The sequence below is a fragment of the Streptomyces sp. NRRL B-1140 genome (assembly GCF_001280065.1).
Lineage (GTDB): Bacteria > Actinomycetota > Actinomycetes > Streptomycetales > Streptomycetaceae > Streptomyces.
Genome location: NZ_LGEA01000114.1, coordinates 169,847 through 190,763, shown reverse-complemented (window position 1 = coordinate 190,763; position 20,917 = coordinate 169,847). Strand labels below are relative to the sequence as shown.

At 72.7% G+C, this 20,917-nt stretch carries 14 protein-coding genes; 4 read left to right on the top strand and 10 right to left on the bottom strand.

Annotation, left to right across the window (positions count from 1 at the left end; all coding sequences use genetic code 11):
• Window positions 1-123 precede the first annotated feature (123 nt).
• Window positions 124-1,632 carry an MFS transporter gene (locus tag ADK65_RS26890; RefSeq protein ID WP_053673490.1) on the bottom strand — a complete coding sequence of 503 codons (1,509 nt, stop codon included), beginning with the start codon at window positions 1,630-1,632 and terminating at the stop codon, window positions 124-126.
• Between the two features lie 188 nt (window positions 1,633-1,820).
• Here ADK65_RS26890 and ADK65_RS26885 point away from each other — a divergent pair, with 188 nt between their 5' ends.
• On the top strand, window positions 1,821-2,162 hold the full coding sequence (locus tag ADK65_RS26885; RefSeq protein ID WP_053673488.1) for an ArsR/SmtB family transcription factor: 342 nt from the start codon (window positions 1,821-1,823) through the stop codon (window positions 2,160-2,162).
• A 5-nt stretch (window positions 2,163-2,167) separates the two neighbouring features.
• Window positions 2,168-2,695, top strand: coding sequence for an SRPBCC family protein (locus ADK65_RS26880; RefSeq protein ID WP_053673485.1), 528 nt, complete (start codon window positions 2,168-2,170; stop codon window positions 2,693-2,695).
• Between the two features lie 4 nt (window positions 2,696-2,699).
• Here ADK65_RS26880 and ADK65_RS26875 read toward each other — a convergent pair whose 3' ends face one another.
• The 4 genes from ADK65_RS26875 to ADK65_RS26860 all read right to left on the bottom strand — a co-directional run bounded on the left by ADK65_RS26875 (window position 2,700) and on the right by ADK65_RS26860 (window position 8,866).
• Window positions 2,700-5,525, bottom strand: coding sequence for an NHLP bacteriocin export ABC transporter permease/ATPase subunit (locus ADK65_RS26875; RefSeq protein WP_053673483.1), 2,826 nt, complete (start codon window positions 5,523-5,525; stop codon window positions 2,700-2,702).
• 1 nt (window position 5,526) lies between these two features.
• Window positions 5,527-7,752 (bottom strand): NHLP family bacteriocin export ABC transporter peptidase/permease/ATPase subunit, encoded by a 2,226-nt coding sequence (locus ADK65_RS26870; RefSeq protein ID WP_053673481.1) that lies wholly within the window; start codon window positions 7,750-7,752, stop codon window positions 5,527-5,529.
• Window positions 7,749-8,555 carry an HlyD family efflux transporter periplasmic adaptor subunit gene (locus tag ADK65_RS26865; protein ID WP_053673479.1) on the bottom strand — a complete coding sequence of 269 codons (807 nt, stop codon included), beginning with the start codon at window positions 8,553-8,555 and terminating at the stop codon, window positions 7,749-7,751. The genes ADK65_RS26870 and ADK65_RS26865 overlap by 4 nt, the downstream gene beginning before the upstream one ends.
• A gap of 95 nt (window positions 8,556-8,650) precedes the next feature.
• Window positions 8,651-8,866, bottom strand: coding sequence for a hypothetical protein (locus ADK65_RS26860; RefSeq protein WP_003994898.1), 216 nt, complete (start codon window positions 8,864-8,866; stop codon window positions 8,651-8,653).
• A gap of 744 nt (window positions 8,867-9,610) precedes the next feature.
• On the opposite strand from ADK65_RS26860, the gene ADK65_RS26855 reads away from it, so the two are divergent.
• Window positions 9,611-10,996 carry a S1 family peptidase gene (locus tag ADK65_RS26855; RefSeq protein ID WP_053673477.1) on the top strand — a complete coding sequence of 462 codons (1,386 nt, stop codon included), beginning with the start codon at window positions 9,611-9,613 and terminating at the stop codon, window positions 10,994-10,996.
• Between the two features lie 115 nt (window positions 10,997-11,111).
• On the opposite strand, the gene ADK65_RS26850 is transcribed toward ADK65_RS26855, so the two are convergent.
• Complete coding sequence (locus tag ADK65_RS26850) at window positions 11,112-13,268, bottom strand: PP2C family protein-serine/threonine phosphatase (protein WP_053673765.1); 2,157 nt, start codon at window positions 13,266-13,268, stop codon at window positions 11,112-11,114.
• Window positions 13,269-13,585: 317 nt separating this feature from the next.
• On the opposite strand from ADK65_RS26850, the gene ADK65_RS26845 reads away from it, so the two are divergent.
• Complete coding sequence (locus ADK65_RS26845) at window positions 13,586-14,194, top strand: response regulator transcription factor (RefSeq protein ID WP_053673475.1); 609 nt, start codon at window positions 13,586-13,588, stop codon at window positions 14,192-14,194.
• 27 nt (window positions 14,195-14,221) lie between these two features.
• Here the strand turns inward: ADK65_RS26845 and ADK65_RS26840 are convergent, their stop codons facing one another.
• The 4 genes from ADK65_RS26840 to lanKC form a co-directional block, all read right to left on the bottom strand.
• Window positions 14,222-16,033 carry an ATP-binding cassette domain-containing protein gene (locus tag ADK65_RS26840; protein ID WP_234352969.1) on the bottom strand — a complete coding sequence of 604 codons (1,812 nt, stop codon included), beginning with the start codon at window positions 16,031-16,033 and terminating at the stop codon, window positions 14,222-14,224.
• Between the two features lie 46 nt (window positions 16,034-16,079).
• Window positions 16,080-17,882: an ABC transporter ATP-binding protein gene (locus ADK65_RS26835; protein ID WP_078956154.1), complete on the bottom strand. Its 1,803-nt coding sequence runs from the start codon at window positions 17,880-17,882 to the stop codon at window positions 16,080-16,082.
• An 82-nt stretch (window positions 17,883-17,964) separates the two neighbouring features.
• On the bottom strand, window positions 17,965-18,081 hold the full coding sequence (locus ADK65_RS26830) for a SapB/AmfS family lanthipeptide (RefSeq protein ID WP_053673473.1): 117 nt from the start codon (window positions 18,079-18,081) through the stop codon (window positions 17,965-17,967).
• 84 nt (window positions 18,082-18,165) lie between these two features.
• A complete protein-coding gene (lanKC, locus tag ADK65_RS26825) occupies window positions 18,166-20,760 on the bottom strand; it encodes a class III lanthionine synthetase LanKC (protein WP_053673471.1) in 2,595 nt (864 codons plus the stop codon).
• Window positions 20,761-20,917 lie beyond the last annotated feature (157 nt).

Here is a 20,917-nt window from a genome sequence, read left to right as displayed (position 1 = left end):
GTCGCGGGCGGCGGACCGGCGAGGACGCGCCACCGGCGGCAGGGGAGGAGGGGCGGCGGAGCAGGGACAGGGAAGAGGGGACGGCCGTGGCCCTGCGCACGGCGGTCCCTCGATCCCCGTCGGTCACATGTGCACGACCGGCGCCGCCTCCGGGTCCTGCCGCGGCACCCCGCGCCGGTGCAGGAGCAGGGTGATCAGCGCGCCCGCGGCGAAGAACCCGGCCGACCACCAGAACGCGGTGGTGTAACTCTCGATCGTGGCCTGGGCCCGCACGAGCCCGCTGCTCGGGTCCTTGCCGGCCAGGTAGTCGGTCGCCGCGCTGGCGGCGAGGGTGTTCAGCAGCGCCGTGCCGACCGAACCGCCCACCTGCTGCATGGCGTTGACGGTGGCGGAGGCCACGCCGGCGTCCTCGGCCGCGACACCGCCCGTGGCCAGCTGCATGGATGACGGCATCACCAGGCCGAGGCCCACGCCGATCACGACAAGCTGCGGCAGCACCGCGCTCGTGTAGGAGGAGCCGATGCCGATACCGGTCAGCCAGGCCATGCCGGCGGTGGCGACGGCGAAGCCCAGCGGGACGACGGTCTTCGGGCCGAGGCGCGGCAGCAGCACGGTGGTGCCGAGCTGGGCCGTCACCATCAGGGCGCCGACCATCGGCAGGAACGCCACACCGGTCTTCGTGGGGCTGAAGCCCAGGTGGAGCTGCAGGTAGTAGGTGAGGAACAGGAACACCCCGAACATGCCCGCGCCGCTGATCAGCACGGCCAGGAAGGACGCCCCGCGGTTGCGGTCGAGCAGGATGCGCAGGGGCAGCAGCGGGTGGGCGGCGCGGGTCTGCCACCAGGTGAAGGCGGCCAGCAGTACGGCGCCGGCGATCAGGAAACCCCAGGTGAGCGGCGAACCCCAGTCGTGCGTCTCGGCGTTGGAGAAGCCGTAGACGACGGAGAACAGGCCGCCGGCGACCAGGATCGTGCCCGGCACGTCCAGTTTGGCGGTCGTGGCGTCGCGGCGGTTGCTCAGCAGGAGCCAGCCGCCCGCGAAGGCGGCCGCCGCGATGACGACGTTGACGTACAGCGTCCAGCGCCAGTCCAGGGCGTCGGTCAGGATGCCGCCGAGGAGCAGGCCCACCGCACCGCCCGCACCGGCGATGGCGCCGTAGACGCTGAACGCGCGGGCGCGCTCGCGCGCGTCGGTGAACGTGGTGTTCAGCAGCGACAGTGCGGCCGGTGCGAGCAGGGCGCCGAAGACGCCCTGGAGGGCACGGGCGACGACCAGCATCCCGAAGCCGTTCGCCGCGCCGCCGAGTGCCGAGGCGGCGGCGAAGCCGACGACGCCGACGAGGAAGGCCGGCTTACGGCCGAACAGGTCCGCTATCCGGCCGCCGAGCAGGAGCAGGGAGGCGAACGCCAGCGCGTACGCGGTGACGATCCACTGCCGGTCGCCGTCGGAGAAGTGCAGGTCGGCCTGGGCCGAGGGCAGGGCGATGTTCACGATGGTGGCGTCCAGCACCACCATCAACTGGGCGAGGGCCACTACCGCGAGGATCCACCACCGCTTCGGCGAGGCCGCGGGGGGCGTCGTCCGGGCGGTGGCGCTCTCGGGCGCGCTGTCGGTGAGGGATTTCTGTGGCATGGGAGCACCCGTTTCCAGGGACGGCGTACGAGCAGGACAATGAGCAGGTAAACGAAACGGTTTCGTACACATCGAGACTAGAGCAGCCCGAGCGAAACGGCAACGTTTCGATAGCGCGCGCTCGCTTCCGTCTTCCGGCCCGCTCGTATTCCTTGACATGCATATAACGCAAGCGGCATATTGGCCCCATGCCCGACGCCGCCCTCTGGACCGCGCTCGCAGACTCCCATCGGCGGGCCATGATCGCTCTGCTCCTGGAGCGGCCCCGATCCGTCGGTGAGATCGTCGAGGCGTGCGGACTGAGTCAGCCGAGCACCTCCAAGCACCTGAAGGTGCTGCGCGAGGCCGGTCTGGTCCGGGTGCGACAGGACGCCCAGCGCCGCTTCTACGCCCTCGACCCCGGCCCCATCGCCGACCTCGACGCCTGGCTCGCCCCGTACCGCGCGCTGTGGAACAAGAGCCTCGACGCGCTGGGCCGCCGCCTCGACGAGGCGCCGGAATCCTCTGAACCGCCGGCAGGGAAGGACTGATCACCATGACCACGGACCTCACCGGCACCTACGTGACCCTGGACGACGGCCGCTCCGCCGTCCGTTTCAGCCGCCTCTACGATCATCCCGTCGACCGGGTCTGGCGGTTCGTGACCGACCCGGACGAGCTGGAGCGCTGGTTCCCCTCCCGCGCCGAGATCGAGCTGCGCCCCGGCGGCACGGTCTCGTTCAGCGGAGACCCGCACATGGAGGACTCCACCGGCCGGGTCCTCGCCGTCGACCCGCCCCGGCATCTGTCGTTCGACTGGGGCGGCGACGAGGTCCACTTCGACCTGGAGGGGATCGACGACAACCGCACCCGCTTCACCCTCACCAACGTCCTCGCCGCCGAGGACACCGCCGCCCGCAACGGCGCCGGCTGGGAGCTGTGCCTGGCCGCCCTGGACACCAGGGCGAGAGGCGAGGAGGCCACCGGTCCGCACGCCGGACCCGACGCACCCTGGAAGGACCTCTACGCCGCCTATGTCGCGGCCGGGGTGCCCTCCGGCGCGCCCGTGCCGGGACAGGACTGACGCCTCACGCCATCTGCCGCCGCACCAGCTCGTGCAGCCGCCCGTTCGTGTCCGCGAGGAGCTGGGCGGGCGGGCCCTGCTGGATGACCTTGCCGTCCTCCATCACCACGACCCGGTCGGCGTCCATCACCGTCGACAGCCGGTGCGCGATGACGATCCGGGTGGCGTTGAGGGCCTTGGTGCTCTCGATGACCGTGCGCTGCGTCTCGTTGTCGAGCGCGCTGGTCGCCTCGTCGAAGAAGAGGATGCGCGGCCGGCGGATCAGCGCCTGGGCGATCATCAGCCGCTGGCGCTGGCCGCCGGAGACGGCTCCGCTGCCCGCGACGATGGTGTGCAGCCCCATCGGCATCCGCTTGATGTCCTCGGCGAGACCCGCCATCTCCGCCGCCGCCATCGCCTCCTCCGGCGTGTACGGCTCGGTGCCGCAGATGACGTCCAGGATGGAGCCGTTGAACGGCTGCGCGTGCTGGAGCACCACACCGCACTGACGGCGCACCGCCGACTGGTCCAGGGCCGCCAGGTCCTGCCCGTCGTACAGCACACTGCCCGACACGGGCCGGTCGAAGCCGATCAGCAGCCGCAGCAGTGTCGACTTCCCGCAGCCGCTCGGGCCGACGACCGCGACGAACTCGCCCGGCCGCACCTCGAACGACACGTCGTCCAGGACCAGGGGGCCGTCGTCCGCGTAACGGAAGGACACCCGCCGCGCCTCGATCGCCCCGGTCAGCGGACCCGGCCGGGTGCTCGCCGTACGCACCTCCGGCGTCGCGTCCAGCACCGGCTTGATCTCCTCGAACAGCGGCAGCGCGGCGACCGCCGAGACGAACGAGCCCGTCAGCTGGGTGACGGAGGTCAGCACCATCGTCACCGAGGTGTTGAAGGTGAGGAACGCCGCCGCCGACATCGAGCCCCGGGCCGGACCGGCCAGCAGCATGAACATCAGCAGGGTGCACAGCGGCAGGTACACCGCGCCCAGCACCGTCGTGAGGTTCTTGATACGCCCGACCTTCTGCTGGAGTTCCCGGCTGCGCGCGAACTCCGACGCCCACGCGGCGTACGCGTAGTTCTCGGCGGCGGCCACTCGCAGCTTCGGCAGACCGCGCAGCGTCTGGAACGCCTGGTTGTTCAGCTTGTTGGCCAGCACCACAAGACGCCGCTGCCAGCGCACCTGCCACAGCCCCAGCGCCAGGAACACCGACGCGATGACGACCAGCATGCCGATCGCGGCCATCGCCATCGGCACGCTGAACCAGAACAAGAGCGCCAGGTTCATCACGCCGACCGTCACCGACTGGGCGACCGTCGGCCCGACCCCCGCCAGCAGCCTGCGGATCGAGCTGATGCCCATGGCCGCGCTGGCCAGTTCGCCGGTGGAGCGCTCGGTGAAGAACTTCGTCGGCAGTCTCAGCAGCCGGTCCCACACCGCCGGCTGGAGCGTGGCCTCGATCCGGCCCTCGATCCGCAGGATGGTCAGGTTCTGCAACAGCATGAAGGCCGCGGCCACCACACTGCTCAGCATCACCGCGAGACACACCTGCACGATCAGACCCGTCTGCGCCTTCGGCACGAACTCGCCCAGCACCTTGCCGGTGGCGACCGGCACCAGTGCGCCGATCGCCACCGTGACCAGACCGCTGAGCAACAGCCCCGTCAGATCGCCGCGCATGCCCTGCATGCAGAACCGCAGCAGCCCCAGCGGGCTGAGCCCGCGCTCCGGCAGCGGACGGTAGAACATCACCGCGCGCGGCTCGAACTCGTCGGCGTTGGCCTTCTCGACCGGCGTCTCGCGCCCGGTGGACGGATGCACCGCGACATAGCCGCCGCGCCGCCACAGCAGCGCCACCGGTGCCCCCGACAGGGCTCGCTGACCGACCAGCGGCCCCACGTTGTCCCGCCACCAGTGGCCGTCGAGCCGGACCGCCCGGGTGCGCACCCGCGAGGCCAGGGCGACCTGCTCCACCGGATCGAGGCGGTCGCCGCCGGTGCCCTTCTGGGTCGGCTCGGTGATCCGGATCCCCGCCGCCTGCCCGACCAGCTTGCAGGCCGCGTACGTGGCGTCGGCGTCGGCCGAGGTGGTCCGCTTGCCCGACCGCTTGCCGATGGAGGCCAGCAGCGTCTGGTCCGCCTGGGCGCGCACCGCCTCGCCGGCCTTGATGCCCTCGGCCGTACGCGTCTCGTGGGTCTGCTCCAGCTGCTCGATCCAGCGGTCCAGCGTGGTCAGCAGCCGGTACTGCTGGTCGACCATGGACTGCCACAGCGCGGGGTCCATCAGCAGGTCGGCCGCGGCCTCCGCGCCGTACAGCGAGCCGTACTGCACGCTGCCCGGTGGCACCTGCATCCAGAACACGTCGTCGTCGGTGGGCGCGGCGGCCCGTTCGGTGGCCATCGGCGCCTGGAAGAGGATCGACAGGCTGCGCCCGACCCCGAGGGCGAGCGCGTACTCCAGCGGGCTCGTCGTCGGCGGCACGTACTGCGGATTGCCGTACTCGTCGTACGACCAGGTCGCCGTGTTGGCGGGCTGGTACAGCTCGCGCAGGCCGATGCGGTGCACCACGCAGTCCCGCAGCGGCCGGGCCACCAGGGTGTGCTGCGGGCCCGGCACCGGGCCGAGCACCAGCGAGCCCGCCTCCAGCCGGCCCAGGTGGTGCCAGTGACCCTGCTGCCCTGCGTCCACCGCGAACAGGTCCACGGCACCGGACGCGACCAGCCACAGCACCTGCGGGCCTTCGAGGTCGAGTCGGTTGAACCCGGCGCAGTCGATGCGCGAGCCCATCTGCCCGAAGGCGCCCAGCACCAGGTCGCCGTCGTGTCCTTCGTGAACGGCCGTCATCTCACCGCTCCCTGACCAGTGCCGCGTACGCTCCGCCGCGGGCCACCAGGTCCTCGTGCCGTCCCCGCTCCACGACCGTGCCGTGCTGCAGGACGACGATCTCGTCGCTGTCGCGGACCGTGCTGAGCCGGTGCGCGATCACCACGCAGGCGCAGCCGCGCCGGCGCAGGTTGTCCATCACGACCTGCTCGGTCTCCGCGTCCAGCGCACTCGTCACTTCGTCGAGCACCAGGATGCTCGGCCGGCGCACCAGCGCCCGCGCGATCTCCAGGCGCTGGCGCTGCCCGCCGGAGAAGTTGCGGCCGTCCTGCTCCACCTTGCTGTGGATGCCGCCCGGGCGGCGTGTGATCACGTCGTACAGGGCGGCGTCGCGCAGCGCGTCCTCCACCGCGTCGTCCGGGATCGACGGGTCCCACAGCGCCACGTTGTCGCGGACGGTGCCCTCGAAGAGGAACACGTCCTGGTCGACGAAGGAGACCGAGGCGGCCAGCGCACCGCGCGGGATGTCCTCGATGCGCTGCCCGTCGATGCGGATCACGCCCTCCCAGGGCGCGTACAGCCCGGAGATCATCCGGGACACCGTGGACTTGCCGCTGCCCGAGCCGCCCACCAGCGCCACCTGCTGACCGGGGCCGACGGTCAGGTCGAAGCCGGACAGCAGGGGCTTGTCGAGGGGGCTGTAGCCGAACGTGATGTTCTCCAGCTCGACATGGCCCTGGAGGCGGCGCGTGGACTCCCCGGAGCCGGGGCGGCCGTAGAGCGGGTCGGCCTTGAAGTTCTCCACGTCCTTCAGCCGGGCCACGTCCGCGGCGAAGTCCTGGATGCGGCCCGCGACACCGTTCAGCCGGGTCAGCGGGGCCGTGAAGCGGGTGACCAGGGCCTGGAAGGCGACCAGCAGACCGACCGAGATGTGCCCCTCGACCGCCCGCATGCCGCCGATCCACAGGATCAGCGCGCTGTTGAGGGTGGCCAGCGTCGGCGCCACCACGCCCAGCCAGGCACTCGGCACGCCGAGCCGCTGCTGCTCCTCCAGGGTGGTGGCGTGCTGCCCGGCCCATTTGCGGAAGTAGCCGTCCTCGCCGCCGGTCGCCTTCATCGTCTCGATGAGCTGCAGGCCCGTGTACGCGGTGTTGGTGAGACGTGCGGTGTCCGCGCGCAGCTTCGCCGTACGCGTCGCGCGCAGCCGGATGACGACCCGCATCGCCACGATGTTCAGCAGGGCCACGCCGATGCCGACGAAGGTCAGCTGCGGGTCGTAGGTGTAGAGCAGCACCGCGTACAGGACGACCACGATCGCGTCCACGCCCGCCGCCGCGAGGTCGCGGGACAGGGTCTCGGACACCGCGTCGTTGGACTGCAGGCGCTGCACCAGGTCGGCGGGGCTGCGCTGGGAGAAGAACGTCACCGGCAGCCTCAGCAGATGCCGCAGGAAGCGGGCGCTGGAGAGAGTGGAGGAGATGATGCGGCCGCGCAGCAGGTTGGCCTGCTGAAGCCAGGTCAGTACGACCGTGAGCAGCACGCAGGCCGCCATCGACGTGAACAGCACGCCGAGCAGCGAGGTCTGGTTGCCGATCAGGAACTCGTCGATGTAGGTGCGGCTGAGCGCGGGCACCGCCGCGCCGACCGCCACCAGCAGCAGACTGGCCAGGACCGCGGCGGGCATGGTGCCCGCGGTGCCGCGCAGCCGTGCGGGCATGGCGCCCAGGACGCCCGGCTTGCGGCCGCCCCGGGTGAAGTCCTCGCCGGGCTCCATCACCAGCACGACACCGGTGAAGCTGCCGTCGAAGTCCTCCATGGGGACGAAACGGCGGCCCTTGCCCGGGTCGTTGATGTAGACACCACGGCGTCCGAAGCGCCGGCCCATGCCGTCGTAGACGACGTAGTGGTTGAACTCCCAGAACAGGATGGCCGGTGACTTCACCTCGGCGAGGGCGGCCAGGTCCATCTGCATGCCCTTGGCCGTCAGGCCGTAGGAGCGGGCCGCCTTGAGGAGGTTGCTGGCACGCGAGCCGTCCCGGGAGACGCCGCAGGCGATGCGCAGCTCCTCCAGCGGGACGTGCTTGCCGTAGTGGCCGAGCACCATCGCCAGAGAGGCGGCGCCGCACTCGACGGCTTCCATCTGGAGCACGGTGGGGGTACGGACGCTCTTCGCCCGGGCCTTGGGAACCTTGCGCTTGGGCGGGGCGGCGCGGCGTCTGCTCCTGGGCTCCTGTGCGGTCGCGCTCATGGCAGAAGCCAGTCGACGGGGCGCTGGTCGGCCAGCCGGATCGAACCGAAGGCCAGCGTCATGGAGGTCAGCTTGTAGGGCGGCCCGTCCGCCGACGACCACCGGTAACCGCTCTTCGTGGCGGAGGACTTGTCCAGCCGCACCGTCACGGCCACCGGTCTGCCCTTCTTGGTGAACTGCTCGCCCAGCTGACTGTCCCCGAGGAACGCCGCGATCGTCTGCGGGGACTGGGCCGAGCGGTCCACGGACTTCACATGGCCGCGCAGCACGCCGTACTCCTGCGTCGGCACCGACTGCACGGTCAGGTCCACGGCCGCGTCGTCGGGGATCGAGGCGGCGTTCTCGGCGGGGACGTACACGGTGGCGTAGAGCGGGTCCGTGGTGTGGGCGACCTTCTCCACGGCGGCGACGTTCGCACCGGTCTGGATGATCTGCCCGACGGTCGCGGCGAGCGCGGACACCCGGCCCGCGTCGAGCGTGCGCACGACGGCCTCGCCCTTGGCGGTACGGACCTTCAGTACGGGGGAGTCCGCGGGCACCTGCTGGCCCTGCTTCGCGAGCACCGCGGTGACCTGGCCCGAGACGGGGCTCTGCAGGAGGTAACTGCCCTGCCCGTGCGTGATGATGGCGGGCGCGCCGACGGTGGAGGTCACCGAGCCGGTCACCGCCCACACCGAGGCGGCCGCCATCGCGACCACCGTCACCGAGAGCACGAGCCAGCCCTGCGGGCGGGCGAAACGCACCGGGAGGTCGAGTTCCTCCGGTGACTGGAGTTTGGCGAGGGCCTGTTGGCGGAACTGCAAGGAACTTCCCTCACCCGTGGAAGAGGTGGTTACGGAACCCGAAGAACCCGGAACCGCCGGCTGCGGTTCCGGGAATCAACGGCACAAAGGCTCGATCAGAGGCCGGAGACCAGGCCGGTGACCGGGGCCGTGTTCAGGCCGGTGACGCCCTCGACGGTGCCGACGGCGGTGTCGACCAGGCCGGAGACCGGGGCAATGCCGTCGACGGTGTCGGTGACGGTGTTCACGGCGTTCACGGACAGGCCGCCGGAGATGGCGTCGAGCTGGGCGTCAGCGATCTCGACGGTCTCAACCTGGGGGGTGGAGTTCATGGTGGAACTTCCCTTCATATGGATATCTCACAAGGGGGGAGCGGCCCCCTCTGGGGACAGATGACGGCCGCGACCGCGAGCGCCGGACATCCGTTTCCGAGTGCCCTGAGCGGCCCCCGCGGTGCGATGGATCAAAGCACGCCGCTGCTCCGCGCTTCCAATCAACCACCCCTCTCACCAGGCAACTTGCACCCCAACGGCACCGATCCGTGGAGATCCGGGCACCGCTTGGCGGCGAGTTCTTCACATGCGCCACGGCATCGGCGCATTCCGGCCCCCGCATCGCCGGGCGGCGAATCCGGCACTCCCGCCCCAAAGGCGTGACCGGCACGGCCGGGCTGTGGATAACCCTCCTTTCGGTGACCGGGTTGAGCAGTCGATGTGCAGATTCGCTGAAGCCGGGGTTTGACTCCGTGATCGCGACAGATCGTTTCCGGCCGGATACGGAGCGTTCCGTTCCGCCATGCCCGGGCGGCGTCCGGTGCTGAAAGGCCGTCATCCGGCCATGGCTCCCCGTGACCCGGCCTCTCCCGCCCTGTGGGAGAGGCGCAGATGAGCAGGGCGGTCCCGGGATCAGCGGTCGGCCTGCCCAGGGCGGGAGTTGGCTGATTCCGCGATGCGAAGGGATCACTTGCAATCGGAATTGAACGCCCCGTGCGGCACGTGCGTACCAACAGCCATCCAGGCGCCCCCCAGAAGCTGCCGGACGGCGGCACCTACTCCGTTCCCCAGGAGGAGAGAAGTTTGAGTCACAAGCGAATTCCGAAGCGCAAGGCCGCGATAGCGGCGGGCGGCGTGGTGGCGCTCGGCGCGGCCGCGATCCTGCTCCCCAACGCCAACGCCTCGCAGGACGGTTCGTCCGGCGACGCGGCTGCCGCGCCGAAGACCCTGAAGGCGGGCGACGCCTCGGATCTCGCCTCGCAGCTCTCCGGGCTCCTCGGTGAGGCGTTCGGCGGCTCCTACTACGACAGCGACAGCAAGCAGCTCGTCGTCAACGTCGTGCCGGGCGACGACAACAACGTGATCGTGCAGGCGAAGGCGGCCGGCGCGAAGGTCCGCGAGGTCGACAACAGCTGGTCGGAGCTCCAGGACGGCGCGTCGACGCTGAAGTCCGAGGCGACCATCGCGGGCACCTCGTGGTCGATCGACCCGCGCACCAACAAGCTCCTGGTGACCGCCGACAGCACCGTGACCGGTGCCAAGTGGGACAGACTGCAGAGCACCGTGCAGGAGCTCGGCTCCGGCATGGCCACGCTCAAGAAGTCCTCCGGCACCTTCAAGCCGTTCGTCTCCGGAGGCGACGCCATCTTCGCGGGCGGCTCGCGTTGTTCCCTCGGTTTCAACGTCACCGCGGGCGACGGGTCCCCGGCCTTCCTGACGGCCGGTCACTGCACCCTCGGGGGCAACGAGTGGTCCGACACCCAGGGCGGCCAGCCGATCGCCACGGTCGACCAGTCGACCTTCCCCGGCGACGGCGACTTCGCACTCGTGAAGTACGACGACCCGGCGACCCAGGCGCCCAGCGAGGTCAACACCGGAAACCAGACCGTGCCGATCACGGAGGCCGCTGAGGCCACCGTCGGGCAGCAGGTCTTCCGGATGGGCAGCACCACCGGGCTCAACGACGGCCAGGTGCTCGGCCTCGACGCCACGGTGAACTACCCGGAGGGCACGGTCACCGGCCTGATCCAGACCGACGTCTGCGCCGAGCCCGGCGACAGCGGCGGCTCGCTGTTCACCCAGGACGGTCTCGCCATCGGCCTGACCTCCGGCGGCAGCGGTGACTGCACGGCCGGCGGCGAGACGTTCTTCCAGCCGGTGACCACCGCCCTGGAGGCGGTCGGCGCGACCCTCGGCGCGGGCGGCGGTGCCGGTGCCGGTGCCGGTGCCGGTGACGAGGCCGGTGCGGGTGCGGGCCAGGAAGCCGGTGCGGGCGCCGGTGACGAGGCCGGTGCCGGTGACGAGGCGGGCGCGGGTGCCGGTGAGCAGGCCGGTGACGAGGCCGGTGCGGGTGCCGGTGAGCAGGCCGGTGGCGACGAAGCGGGTGCCGGAGCCGGTCAGGACGCGGGTGCCGGTCAGGGCGCGGGTCAGGGTGCCGAGGACAACTCCGGTCTGACCGAGTCCCGCTGACCCTCGAAGAGCCGTCGGCAACCGGTCCGACGCAGCCGGCCCGGGTCCGCCCCCTTCCTGGCGGAACCGGGCCGGCTCCCCTGCGCTGTGGACCGGTTGCCGACGCCCACCGGCCCTACCCGAGGGCCCTGATCAGCAACAGGGCGATGTCATCGAGCCGTTCCTCCCCGTCCGCGCGGTGCCGCTCCTGATGGACGAGGCTGTCGGCCAGTTCGTCCAGCGGCTGGTCCCCCGCGTCCGCCAGCCGCCGGCCCAGATCCGCGAGAGCCTCCTCGAAGTCGGTACCGGGGGACTCCACCAGCCCGTCGGTGTAGAGGACGAGCAGCGAACCGGGGGGCAGGGCGACCTCCGTCGTCGGGTACACCGCCGAGGCGTCGATGCCCAGCAGCGGACCGCCCGCCAGATCGAGGACCCGCACCCGCCCGTCCGGCCGTCTCAGCAGCGGCGGGGGATGGCCGGCCCGGGACATGACGGCCCGCCCGTGCTCCGGGTCCAGCCGCAGGTACAGGCAGCTGGCGAACAGGTCGGAACCGAGGTCGAGCAGCAGCCGGTTGGTGCTGCGCATGACCTCCTCGGGCGCCTGCCCCACGGTCGTGTAGGCCCGCACCGCGGTGCGGACCTGCCCCATCAGCCCGGCCGCCGTCACGTTGTGGCCCTGCACGTCACCGATCACCGCGGCAGCACGCCCCTGGGTGCCCACCAGGTCGTAGAAGTCGCCGCCGATGTCCATGCCCTGAGTGGCCGGAACATAGCGGCCGACCGCCTCGATGCCGGGCAGCGACGGCAGGGAGTGCGGCAGCAGCGCCTCCTGCAGGCCATGAGCGAGCCGGTGCTTGGCGTCGTACAGCAGCGCACGCTCCAGCGCCTGGGCGATCAGCCCGGCCATGCTCGTCATCACCGCCCGCTCCTCCGTGGGGAACGGGTGCGGCTCGGCGTAGGAGAGCACGCACGTCCCCACCGGGCGGCCCTGGGCGATCAGCGGCAGGAAGGCCCAGGCCGCGAACCCGTCCGGGGTCGCGAGCCGTGCCGGGTACAGGCGCTCCAGCTCTTCCTGCGACTCGAAGAACGCGGGCACGCCCGTCCGCAGCACCTGGGTGCCCGGTGTCGACTCGGTCAGGGGCATCCCGTCGAACCGTTCCACCACGTGCGGGTCCCGGTAGCCGCGGTGCCCGAGCACCCGCAGCCGCTTGGCCCGCGAGCCCAGCATCACCAGGGCCTGGCTGCCCACCGCCGGGGCGATCTCGTCCGCGACCAGCTGCACCACGTCCTGCACCCCCACCGCCTCGGTGAGCGCGCCGGCCAGGTCCAGCACCTGCGAGATGGTGACCAGCCGGGACGGTGCTCCGTCGGGCGGCGGTTCGGTCCGGTTCATCCGGGACACGGCCCTGGACCTGGTGATGCGGACGCTCAGGCCCGTCGTGCTCGGGTACAGCCGGAACGACAGCCATTCACCGGGCGGACGCAGCGCCACGAACGAGGTGACGTGCTGGCTCAGCAGCGCCGCCCGGTAGCGGTCCTCGTAGACCGGGTCGTTGAGCCAGGGCACCGACGCCCACAGCTGGGTGCCGAGCAGTCGGCTGACCGGGACGTTCAGCAGCTCGGCCGCCGCCGCGTTCACGAAGCCGACCCGGCCGTGCAGGTCCAGCGAGACCAGCCCGTAGGGCAGCCGGCTCACCATCCTGGCCGCCTCGACCGTGCCGAGTGTGCCGGCCATGCCGCCCACCAGGGGCGAGGCGAGCAGGTCGGTCTCGGGGTGCGGGGGGATGCTGTGCTCCGCGGCCCGCTCCAGCCGGACCGCCAGCCGGCCGCAGGCCGCGGTCAGGTGCTCGCGCTCGTGGTCGGACAGCTCCGCCGGATGCGCGCCCGGCCAGGTCACGAAGACCGCGCCGTAGACGGTCGCCTCCGTGGCGACCGGCACCGCGGCCAGGGCGAAGGGATAGGGCAGCACCACGGCGATCCGCGGATACAGGCGGGCCATCTGCTCCTCGCCGCCGACCCACACCAGCCGCCGCTCGCGCGCCGCGTCGGCGACCGGGATCGGCGCGCTCAGGCCCACCCGCTCCCAGGGCGCGGCGAACGCCCGCGGCAGACCGGCCATCACCGCCATCTCCAGTACGGGCTGGTCCGGTGCCATGAGGTACACCGCCCCGGAGTGGGCGTGCACCTCGTCCATCATCGAGGCCAGCGCCAGCGAGAGCAGGGGACGGCCGACCGGCGTCCTGGCGGCTGCCGGCGCCTGCGCGGACGACTGCCCGTCGGACACGCCGACCACCTCCTCGCACGGCCGCGCGACCGGGTCCAGGAACAAATCTCCCCCCTGGCGGCCCGTCCCGCACGACGAGCGGCTCGGCAACGGTGCCGGTTACCGTCGGTCACACGGCTGTCGGCCCCACAAGGGCGACTCTCGTACCCCGAGTGCCCCGCCCCATGCCCCCGTAGTCGAAGCGTCGGCGGGCGTACGGGCGCTGGGCGTGCGCCCCCGCGCCTCCTGATGGCCGGTTTCTCGTGTACACGCAGGGTCACGGTCGCGAACAATGGGGCACGCGCTCAACACGACGAGGGGGCGTACGGCGAGCGGAGGGGGTGGCAGTGATCCGGGTGCTTCTGGTCCACGACGAGTGTCTGGTGCGGTCGGTGCTGGCGGAGTGGCTGCGGCAGGAGTCCGACCTGGCGGTGCACGACACGTCGTGGCGCGGCGCGCCGGGCATGGTGCGGTCGGTTCGGCCGGACGTGTGCGCGGCGGACCTGGAGTGCGCGGACTCCTACGGCATCCCCCCGCTCGGCGAGCTGTGCCGGCCGGGGCCGGACCGCGTGCGCCCCCGATTACTCGTCCTCGCCACCGCGAACCGCCCGGGCCTGCTGAAACGGGCCGTCGAGGCGGGGGCGCTCGGGTACGTCGACAAGGAGGGGTCCCCGCAAAATCTGCTGCGCGGGATCCGTCGTGTCGCCGAGGGGGAACGTTTCGTCAACGACTCGCTCGGCTTCGGGTTCCTCAAGGCGGCCGAGATGCCGCTCACCCGAAGAGAGCTGAGCGTGCTGACCCTCGCGGCCGAGGGCGCCTCCATCGCGGAGATCGCCGGGAGCCTGCACCTGTCCCACGGGACGGTGCGCAACTACATGGCCGCCATCACCCGCAAGACCGGGGCCCGCAACCGCATCGACGCGATACGCATATCGCAGGGCCAGGGCTGGCTCTGACCCCCGGCCAGTGCCGGTGTCCAGCTCCTACCGGGCCAGTGCGGGAGTCCAGCTCCCGACGAGGTCCCGGTACGGCGCGGAGGACCGCAGCAGTTCCTCATGACCGCCGTACGCCGTGCTCCGGCCGTCCATCACCAGGACCCGGCCGGCGCGGCGGGCCGAGCTGATGCGGTGGGCCACCACCACCAGGGTCCCGCCGGGCCGCGCGGCGAACGCCCGCTCCGCACGCGCCTCCGTCTCCGGGTCCAGATGGCAGGTCGCCTCGTCCAGCAGGGCGAGCGGGGCGTACGAGAGATAGGCCCGGGTCAGTGCGACCAGCTGCCGTTCGCCGGCCGACAGCGCCGTGGGATCGACCCGGGCGCCGAGCCCTCCGAGCCGGTCCGCCAGGGGGGCGAGGCCGACCGCCTCGGCCGCGGCCAGCAGCTCCTCCTCGGGCACCGGGTCCTCACGCAGGTAGGCGAGGTTCTCGGCCAGCGTGCCGCCGAAAACGTACGCCTCCTGCGGGATGAGCACGCGAGCGGCCTGCGCCTCGGGGCCGGGCACGGGGTGTCCGCAGACCCTGACGGTGCCGTTCGAGGGCGTGAGCAGTCCTGCCACGAGCGCGGTGAGCGTGGACTTGCCGGTGCCACTGGGCCCCACGACGGCCAGGTGCGCGCCGGGCGGGAGAACGAGGTCGAGGTCGTGGACGACAGGCGCACTGGCGGGACCGTAGGCGAAGGTGACGGAGGCGAGGGAGACGGCCGGGGGCGGCTCCGCGGTGGCTTGGTTCCGCGGAGGGCGGGGGACCGGCACGCCGCGGCCGTCGTGCGCGGGGCGGGGGCTCGCGGTCCGGACCGCGACGGCCTCGCCACCCGGCGCCTCCTGCCGCCGCCCGGCGGGTGAAGGGGGCGCGGCGTGGTCGTCGGCGGTGTCCCCGCCGGCCAGTCTGCGCAGCACCACCGTCAGGCGGGATCCGCTCGTGCCCAGGCCGTGGATCAGGTTGCGCAGGGCAGGGAGCAGGGACTGGGTGACGTAGGCGAGGGCACCGACCAGGGCGCCCGTGCTGACACCCTGGGCCAGGAGCCAGGGGGCGGCGGCGAGCAGCAGCACGATCGGCAGCTGGCCGCCGATCGTCAGGGACGCCACCCGCAGCACGCCCCAGTGGGCGAGCGCGCGCGCCGCCCGCAGTTCCGCCTCGACGCGCTCCCCGGTGCCCGCGGCGATCTGCGCCTCGGCGCCGGTCGCCGTGATGTCGCGCAGGCCCGGGCAGACCGTGCCGAGATCACCGGCGAGGGCCTCGTCTGCGACCAGGAACGCCTCCTGCCGCCGGGCGAGGGGCCGCAGCGTCGCGGCGAACAACGCCATGCCGAGGGCCAAAGGCGGTCCCACGACCAGCAGGAGCGGCGGGGCGAGCGCGAACAGGCCCGCCAGGGCGCCGGCGGAGGTGAACACGAAGGAGCGGGAGACCATGACCAGTCCGGCGAAGGTGTCCCGGGCGATCTCCACCTGCTGGGTGAGCCCGGACAGCGAACCCGTGTCACCGCTGCGCACCCCGCGCGAGACCACCCGTTCCACGAGCCGGTCCCGGAGGGGTTCGACCAGGTCGGCCACGGCGGCGTAGACCCGGGCGGTCCCGAACGCGCCGAGCAGGACGCCCAGGCCGGTCACCGCCAGCCAGACCAGTCCCACGTCCGCGCGGCCGCGCAGGAACCCCTCGTCCAGGGCCCGGGCGGTGCCGTACCCGATGAGGAAGGTCTGCCCGGTCTCCAGCACGGACCAGACGGCGAGTCGCAGCAGTACCCGCCGCCGGGCCAGCAGGAAACGCAGGCCCCGGGCGGAAAGGCCGGTGGCGGACGTCACGAGCACACCCCGTCCCCGGCAGCAGCACCCGCGCATGCCCGGCCGCTCATGCCGTCACGTCCCTTTCCTTCTCCATCCCGTCACGGGTGTCCGGAACCGGCGGTGAACCGCCGTCGTCCGCGGGGGAGCCGACCGCGTCCGGCCCCTCCGCGAACACCGCCCGGTACTCCGCCAGCCGCCACAGCTCCTCGTGCCGCCCCACCGCCCGCACCCGCCCGTCGTCCAGCCACGCCACCGCGTCGGCGCACGCGGCCGTCGCGCCGCGGTGGGCGACCAGGAGCCGGGTGCCGCCCGGGCCGTCGCCGAAGAGGGCGTCGGTGATATGGCGTTCCGTCACCGTGTCGAGGCTGGAGAGGGCGTCGTCGAGGATCAGCAGGCGCCCACCGTGCGCGAACGCCCGGGCGAGTCCCAGCCGTTGGGACTCACCGCCGGAGCGCGGGGCGTCGGCGACGGCCGTGCCGTATTCGTCCGGGAGGCGGCGCACGAAGTCGTCGGCGAGGGCCCGGCGGGCCGCCTCCCGGATCCGGCCGGGGGAGGGGGACGGCAGGCCGAGGCCGATCGCCTGCTCCACCGTGCCGCCGAGCAGGACGGGGCGGGCGAAGGCGTAGCCGACGGCGCCGCGCAGGTCGTCGTGCGGCAGCTCGCGCAGCGGCACACCGTCGAGGAGCACCTCGCCGCCGTCCGGGTCGGCCAGCCGTCCGGCGAGCGCGGCCAGCAGCGACTTGCCGGAGCCGGACCGGCCGACCACCGCCAGCGTCGTGCCGCCCGGCACGTCGAGGTCCACCCCGTCGAGCACGGTGCGTCCGCCGCGCCGGGCCGTCACCCCGCGCAGCTCCAGCCGCCCGGGCCCCTCGGGCAGTCCGCGGGCGCCGTACGTGGTGGCCGGCTCGGTCTCGACCTCGCCCAGGCGCCGGGCCGCGGCCCGGGCCCGGGCCAGGCCCGCGAGCCGGCCGACCAGCACACCGACGCCCGTCGCGAGCACCGCGTACCGGGAGGCCGCGAGCACCTCGCCCACCGACAGCCGGTCCCGGCTGACCAGAACCCCGGCCACGGCGACGACCGCGAGCTGCAGCAGTGGCGCCACGGCGACCGCCCGGGCCGCGGCCCGCCCCTGCACCCGCCACATGCGGTGCCCGGCCCGGGACAGATCGGGCAGCGGCCGCAGCACACGGGCCGTCTCCCGGCGCTCCGTGCCGGCCGCCCGGACGGTGCGAACCCCTTCGACGGCCTCCGCCAGCGCGGCCGCGATCCGGCCCTGCGCCTGCTGATAGCGCGCCGCGCTCTCGGAGGTGTCCCGCGAGACGGCACGCAGGAGGAGGGCCAGCACGGGGGCCCCGACGAGGAACACCGCCGCGAGCCACCAGTCGATCACCGCCAGCGCGACGACCCCGCCCACGGGACCGGCGAGCGCGGCCAGCAGCGCGGCGCGGGCCGCCGGAGTGGTGCCCGCCTCGGCGGCGTTGCCCACCAGGCGCGCGACGAGGTCACCCGAGCCGAAGCGGTCCGCGGCGCGCGGGCCGACGCCGAGGACGTGCCCGGTCAGCCGGCGGCGCAGCCATGCCGTGGTACGGGCATCGACGGTGCCGGTGAGGACGGTCTGGGCCGCGTCGAGCAGCCCGAGCAGCAGGACGAGGCCGGCACAGCACAGCACCCAGCGGGTCGCCGGGGCCTGCGCCAGCACAAGATCGAGGGCCCGGCCGAGTGCGGCCGGAAGCAGCAGTTCGCCACCCGTCGCGGCGATGCTCACCAGGCACAGCGCCACGCAGCGGGACCCGCTGTGCCCGGTGGCCGTGCGCAGCAGCGTGCGCGCGTGTCCGGTCGCCGGGTCGTCGTCGCCGCGCGAGGTCATACAGGCCTTTCCTGGAACGGGAAGGACCCCGGGCGGCCCCTCCCCGAAGGGAGGGAGCCGCCCGGAGCCAGCAGACCGTGGATCAGAGACAGAGCAGAACGCTCGCGGCGCTGATGCAGGAGAGCAGGCTCACCGTGCTGTTGCCGCCGCCGGTCATGCGCTCGTCGGACTCGATGGTCTGCAGGTCGAGAAGTGCCATGGTGTGTCCTTCCATTGGGTGTCCGTCCGTGGTCATCCGTGGGGACGGGGTGGTGTCACGACTCCGCGGGATCGCGGAACCGCGTCATTGGGGCCGCCTGCCGGGCGGCGGGAGGAACGGCAGGTGGGCGCCGGTCGCCGGGTCGAGGGCCGCGCCGAGCGCCAGCAGGCACCCTGCCGTTCCGGTGGCGAGGTCCATGGAGAGCCGCATCATCTGGTGTCCGGGAAAGGCCAGTTGACCCTGGTAGGCCATCGCGAACCAGCCGAGCCCGGAGATCTGCGCGGCCAGCCGGTCCTCGGTCGCGCCCGGTGTGGTCGTGCGGCTGAGGTGCAGGATCATTCCGGCGCGGCCCTGGAAGAGTCCGGGCTGCGCGTAGAAGCGGGAGGTGGCCGCGGTGAGCACCCCGGAACGGGCCGCTCCGAACTCCCCGGCGAGAGCGGGGGAGTGGGCCACGAGGTCGTCGAGGACCATGCCGAGGCCCGCGCTGCCGTCGCCGAGGTAGGGCAGGGTCCGCCAGCCCTCGTCGACCTCCAGCGACCCGTTCTCGCGGGTCACGCAGGACGCCAGGTCCCGGCGCAGGGCCACGGCCGCCGCCTCCAGCCAGGCCTGCTCACCGGTCCACTCGTACTGCCGCAGCATGAGCAGGGCGGCACCGCTCGCGCCGCGCAGCAGTCCGGCGCGCGGCCGGGACGTCGCCGGGACCGGCTCGGTGAGGCGCTGGACGAGGATCCGCGCGGCCTCGTGCGCCCGCTCGCCCAGCTCGGCCTCACCGGTCGTACGGGCCAGCTGCCCGAGGACCAGGCCCAGCCCGGCCAGTCCGCCGTGCAGGTCGGAGGAGAGGTTCTGCCACCGTTCGGCGAGGATGCCCTCGACCAGGTCCAGCGCCCGCTGCCGGTGCCCCAGCCGGTCGAGAACCAGGGCGACGCCCGCGAGCCCGTCGTACAGGCCGAGCGGGGTGCCGACCGGGGCCGGTGCCGTGCGGTCCAGCAGCCAGCGCTCGCCCTCCTCGTACCGCTCGGCGCCGGCCGCGTCCAGCGCGAACAGCACCCCCGCGGCGCCGTGCGCGAGTCCGAGCCCGCCGCCGTCGGAGAACTGGGCGACGTCGCCGGGGAAGAGCCGGTCGTCGCGCTCCGGGGTGGCCGAGGCGAGCAGGGCCTTGACCATCGAGTCGCGGCTGTAGGGCCAGTCGCCCGGATCCACCGGCGCGGAGGGGGCGGCCGACGTCCGGCCGGACACCTCGCGGGTGATCTCGGAGACCGCCTGGTCGAGGAACTCCCGCGGTACGTCCGGGAACTGCTGCGAGATCACCTCGGCCAGATGCGCCGCCTTGCCGCGGTCGACCACGAACAACGTGGTCACCGGCAGGAACAGGGCTAGCCGCAGACAGGCCAGCGCGTACCGGTCGATGTCGGCGCCCCGGCGGTCCGGCGGCGCGAAGAACCCGGGATGGGCGACGACCTGACGGCCGTTCTCCTCTGCCGGGGCCGCGGCCTCGAAGTCGAGGAGGAACACCGTCTCCTCGTCCGGGGCGACCATGATGTTGAAGACGTGCAGGTCGTTGAAGACGATGCCCCGGGCGTGCACCGCCGCCACGGCCTCCTCCACCCTGCGGTGGATGCGCAGCGCCCACGCCGTGTAGGAGGCGACGGCCTCCGCGTCCGGGTCCTGGGTGAGCAGCGGGTGCCGCTCGGCGAAGAAGGAGTTGAGCGGGCGGCCCTCCAGGAAGTCCATCACCAGGAAGCGGTGCCCGCCGAGTTCGAACCAGTCGCGCACCTCCGGGACCACGCCGGTGCCCGCGACCTGCTCCAGAGCCCGCTTCTCCCGCTCCAGCCGGGCGATGGCGTCGGCGCCGTCCGAGGCGAGCCCCGCGTGCGGCCGGCCCTCCTTGAGGACGACCTTGCGTCCGTCACGGGTGTCGGTGCCCGCGTACACCCCGCCGCCGTTGGAGAAGTGCAGCGCCTTCTCGATGCGGTAGGGAAGTTCGCCCGTCGTCGTGTTGTTCCGCGCGTCGAGATGCGGCTTGAGGAACGCCGGCAGCGTTACCCACTCGGGCACCTGGAAGGACGGCGACCGCCGGTCCGGCACCAGCCGCCCCTCACCGTCGCGCACCGCCGGCACCAGCGAGCCCCGCTGGTCCACGACGAACGCCCGTGCGAAGGCGCCGTAGCGGACGTACAGGGGCCCTTCGCCCCAGCGCAGGTCGGTGAGGATGTACGGCCCCTCGAACCCTTCCAGCAGGGCGCCCAGCTCGCGCAGCACCTGGTGCAGCTGCTCCTCGTCGGCCGGGTAGACGGTGACGAACTTGCCGCTGCCGTCGCGCGGCGCGTACTTGGTGTTGCGCAGGTGGAGCAGGTGCGGTCCCGGCACGAACTTGAAGGGGACGCGCCGCTCGACGCAGTAGTCCCACACGATCCGGGCGACGTCCTCCGCGTTCGCCCGGGTCGCCGAGGCGTGGATCTTCCACCCCTGGGCCGGGCCCTGCAGCGGTTCGCCGTCCGGGCCGAGCGGCGTCATCGTCTGCCAGTCGCCGATCCGGGCCGACTCCCAGCCCTCGGGCAGCGGCCGGCGGGCCGTCTCGTAGAGGTGGGCGGCCGTCCCTTGCGCGCCCCGCGCCAGCCGGTCCGGCGTCTCGTAGAAGTGCCGGTCGGCCAGCGCGTACACCTCGTACCGCTTGTCCATGCGTCCCCCTCCTGACGAGCACCGAGCTTTCCAGCCACCCGACGGGCACGCACAGTCACGCCTGTCACGAGAACACCGTGCGGAACGCATGCGTTAAGACATGTTCGGTTTCATTCGAGCGCCGTCGGCGGAGGCGGGGCACCGAACGCCCACAGGG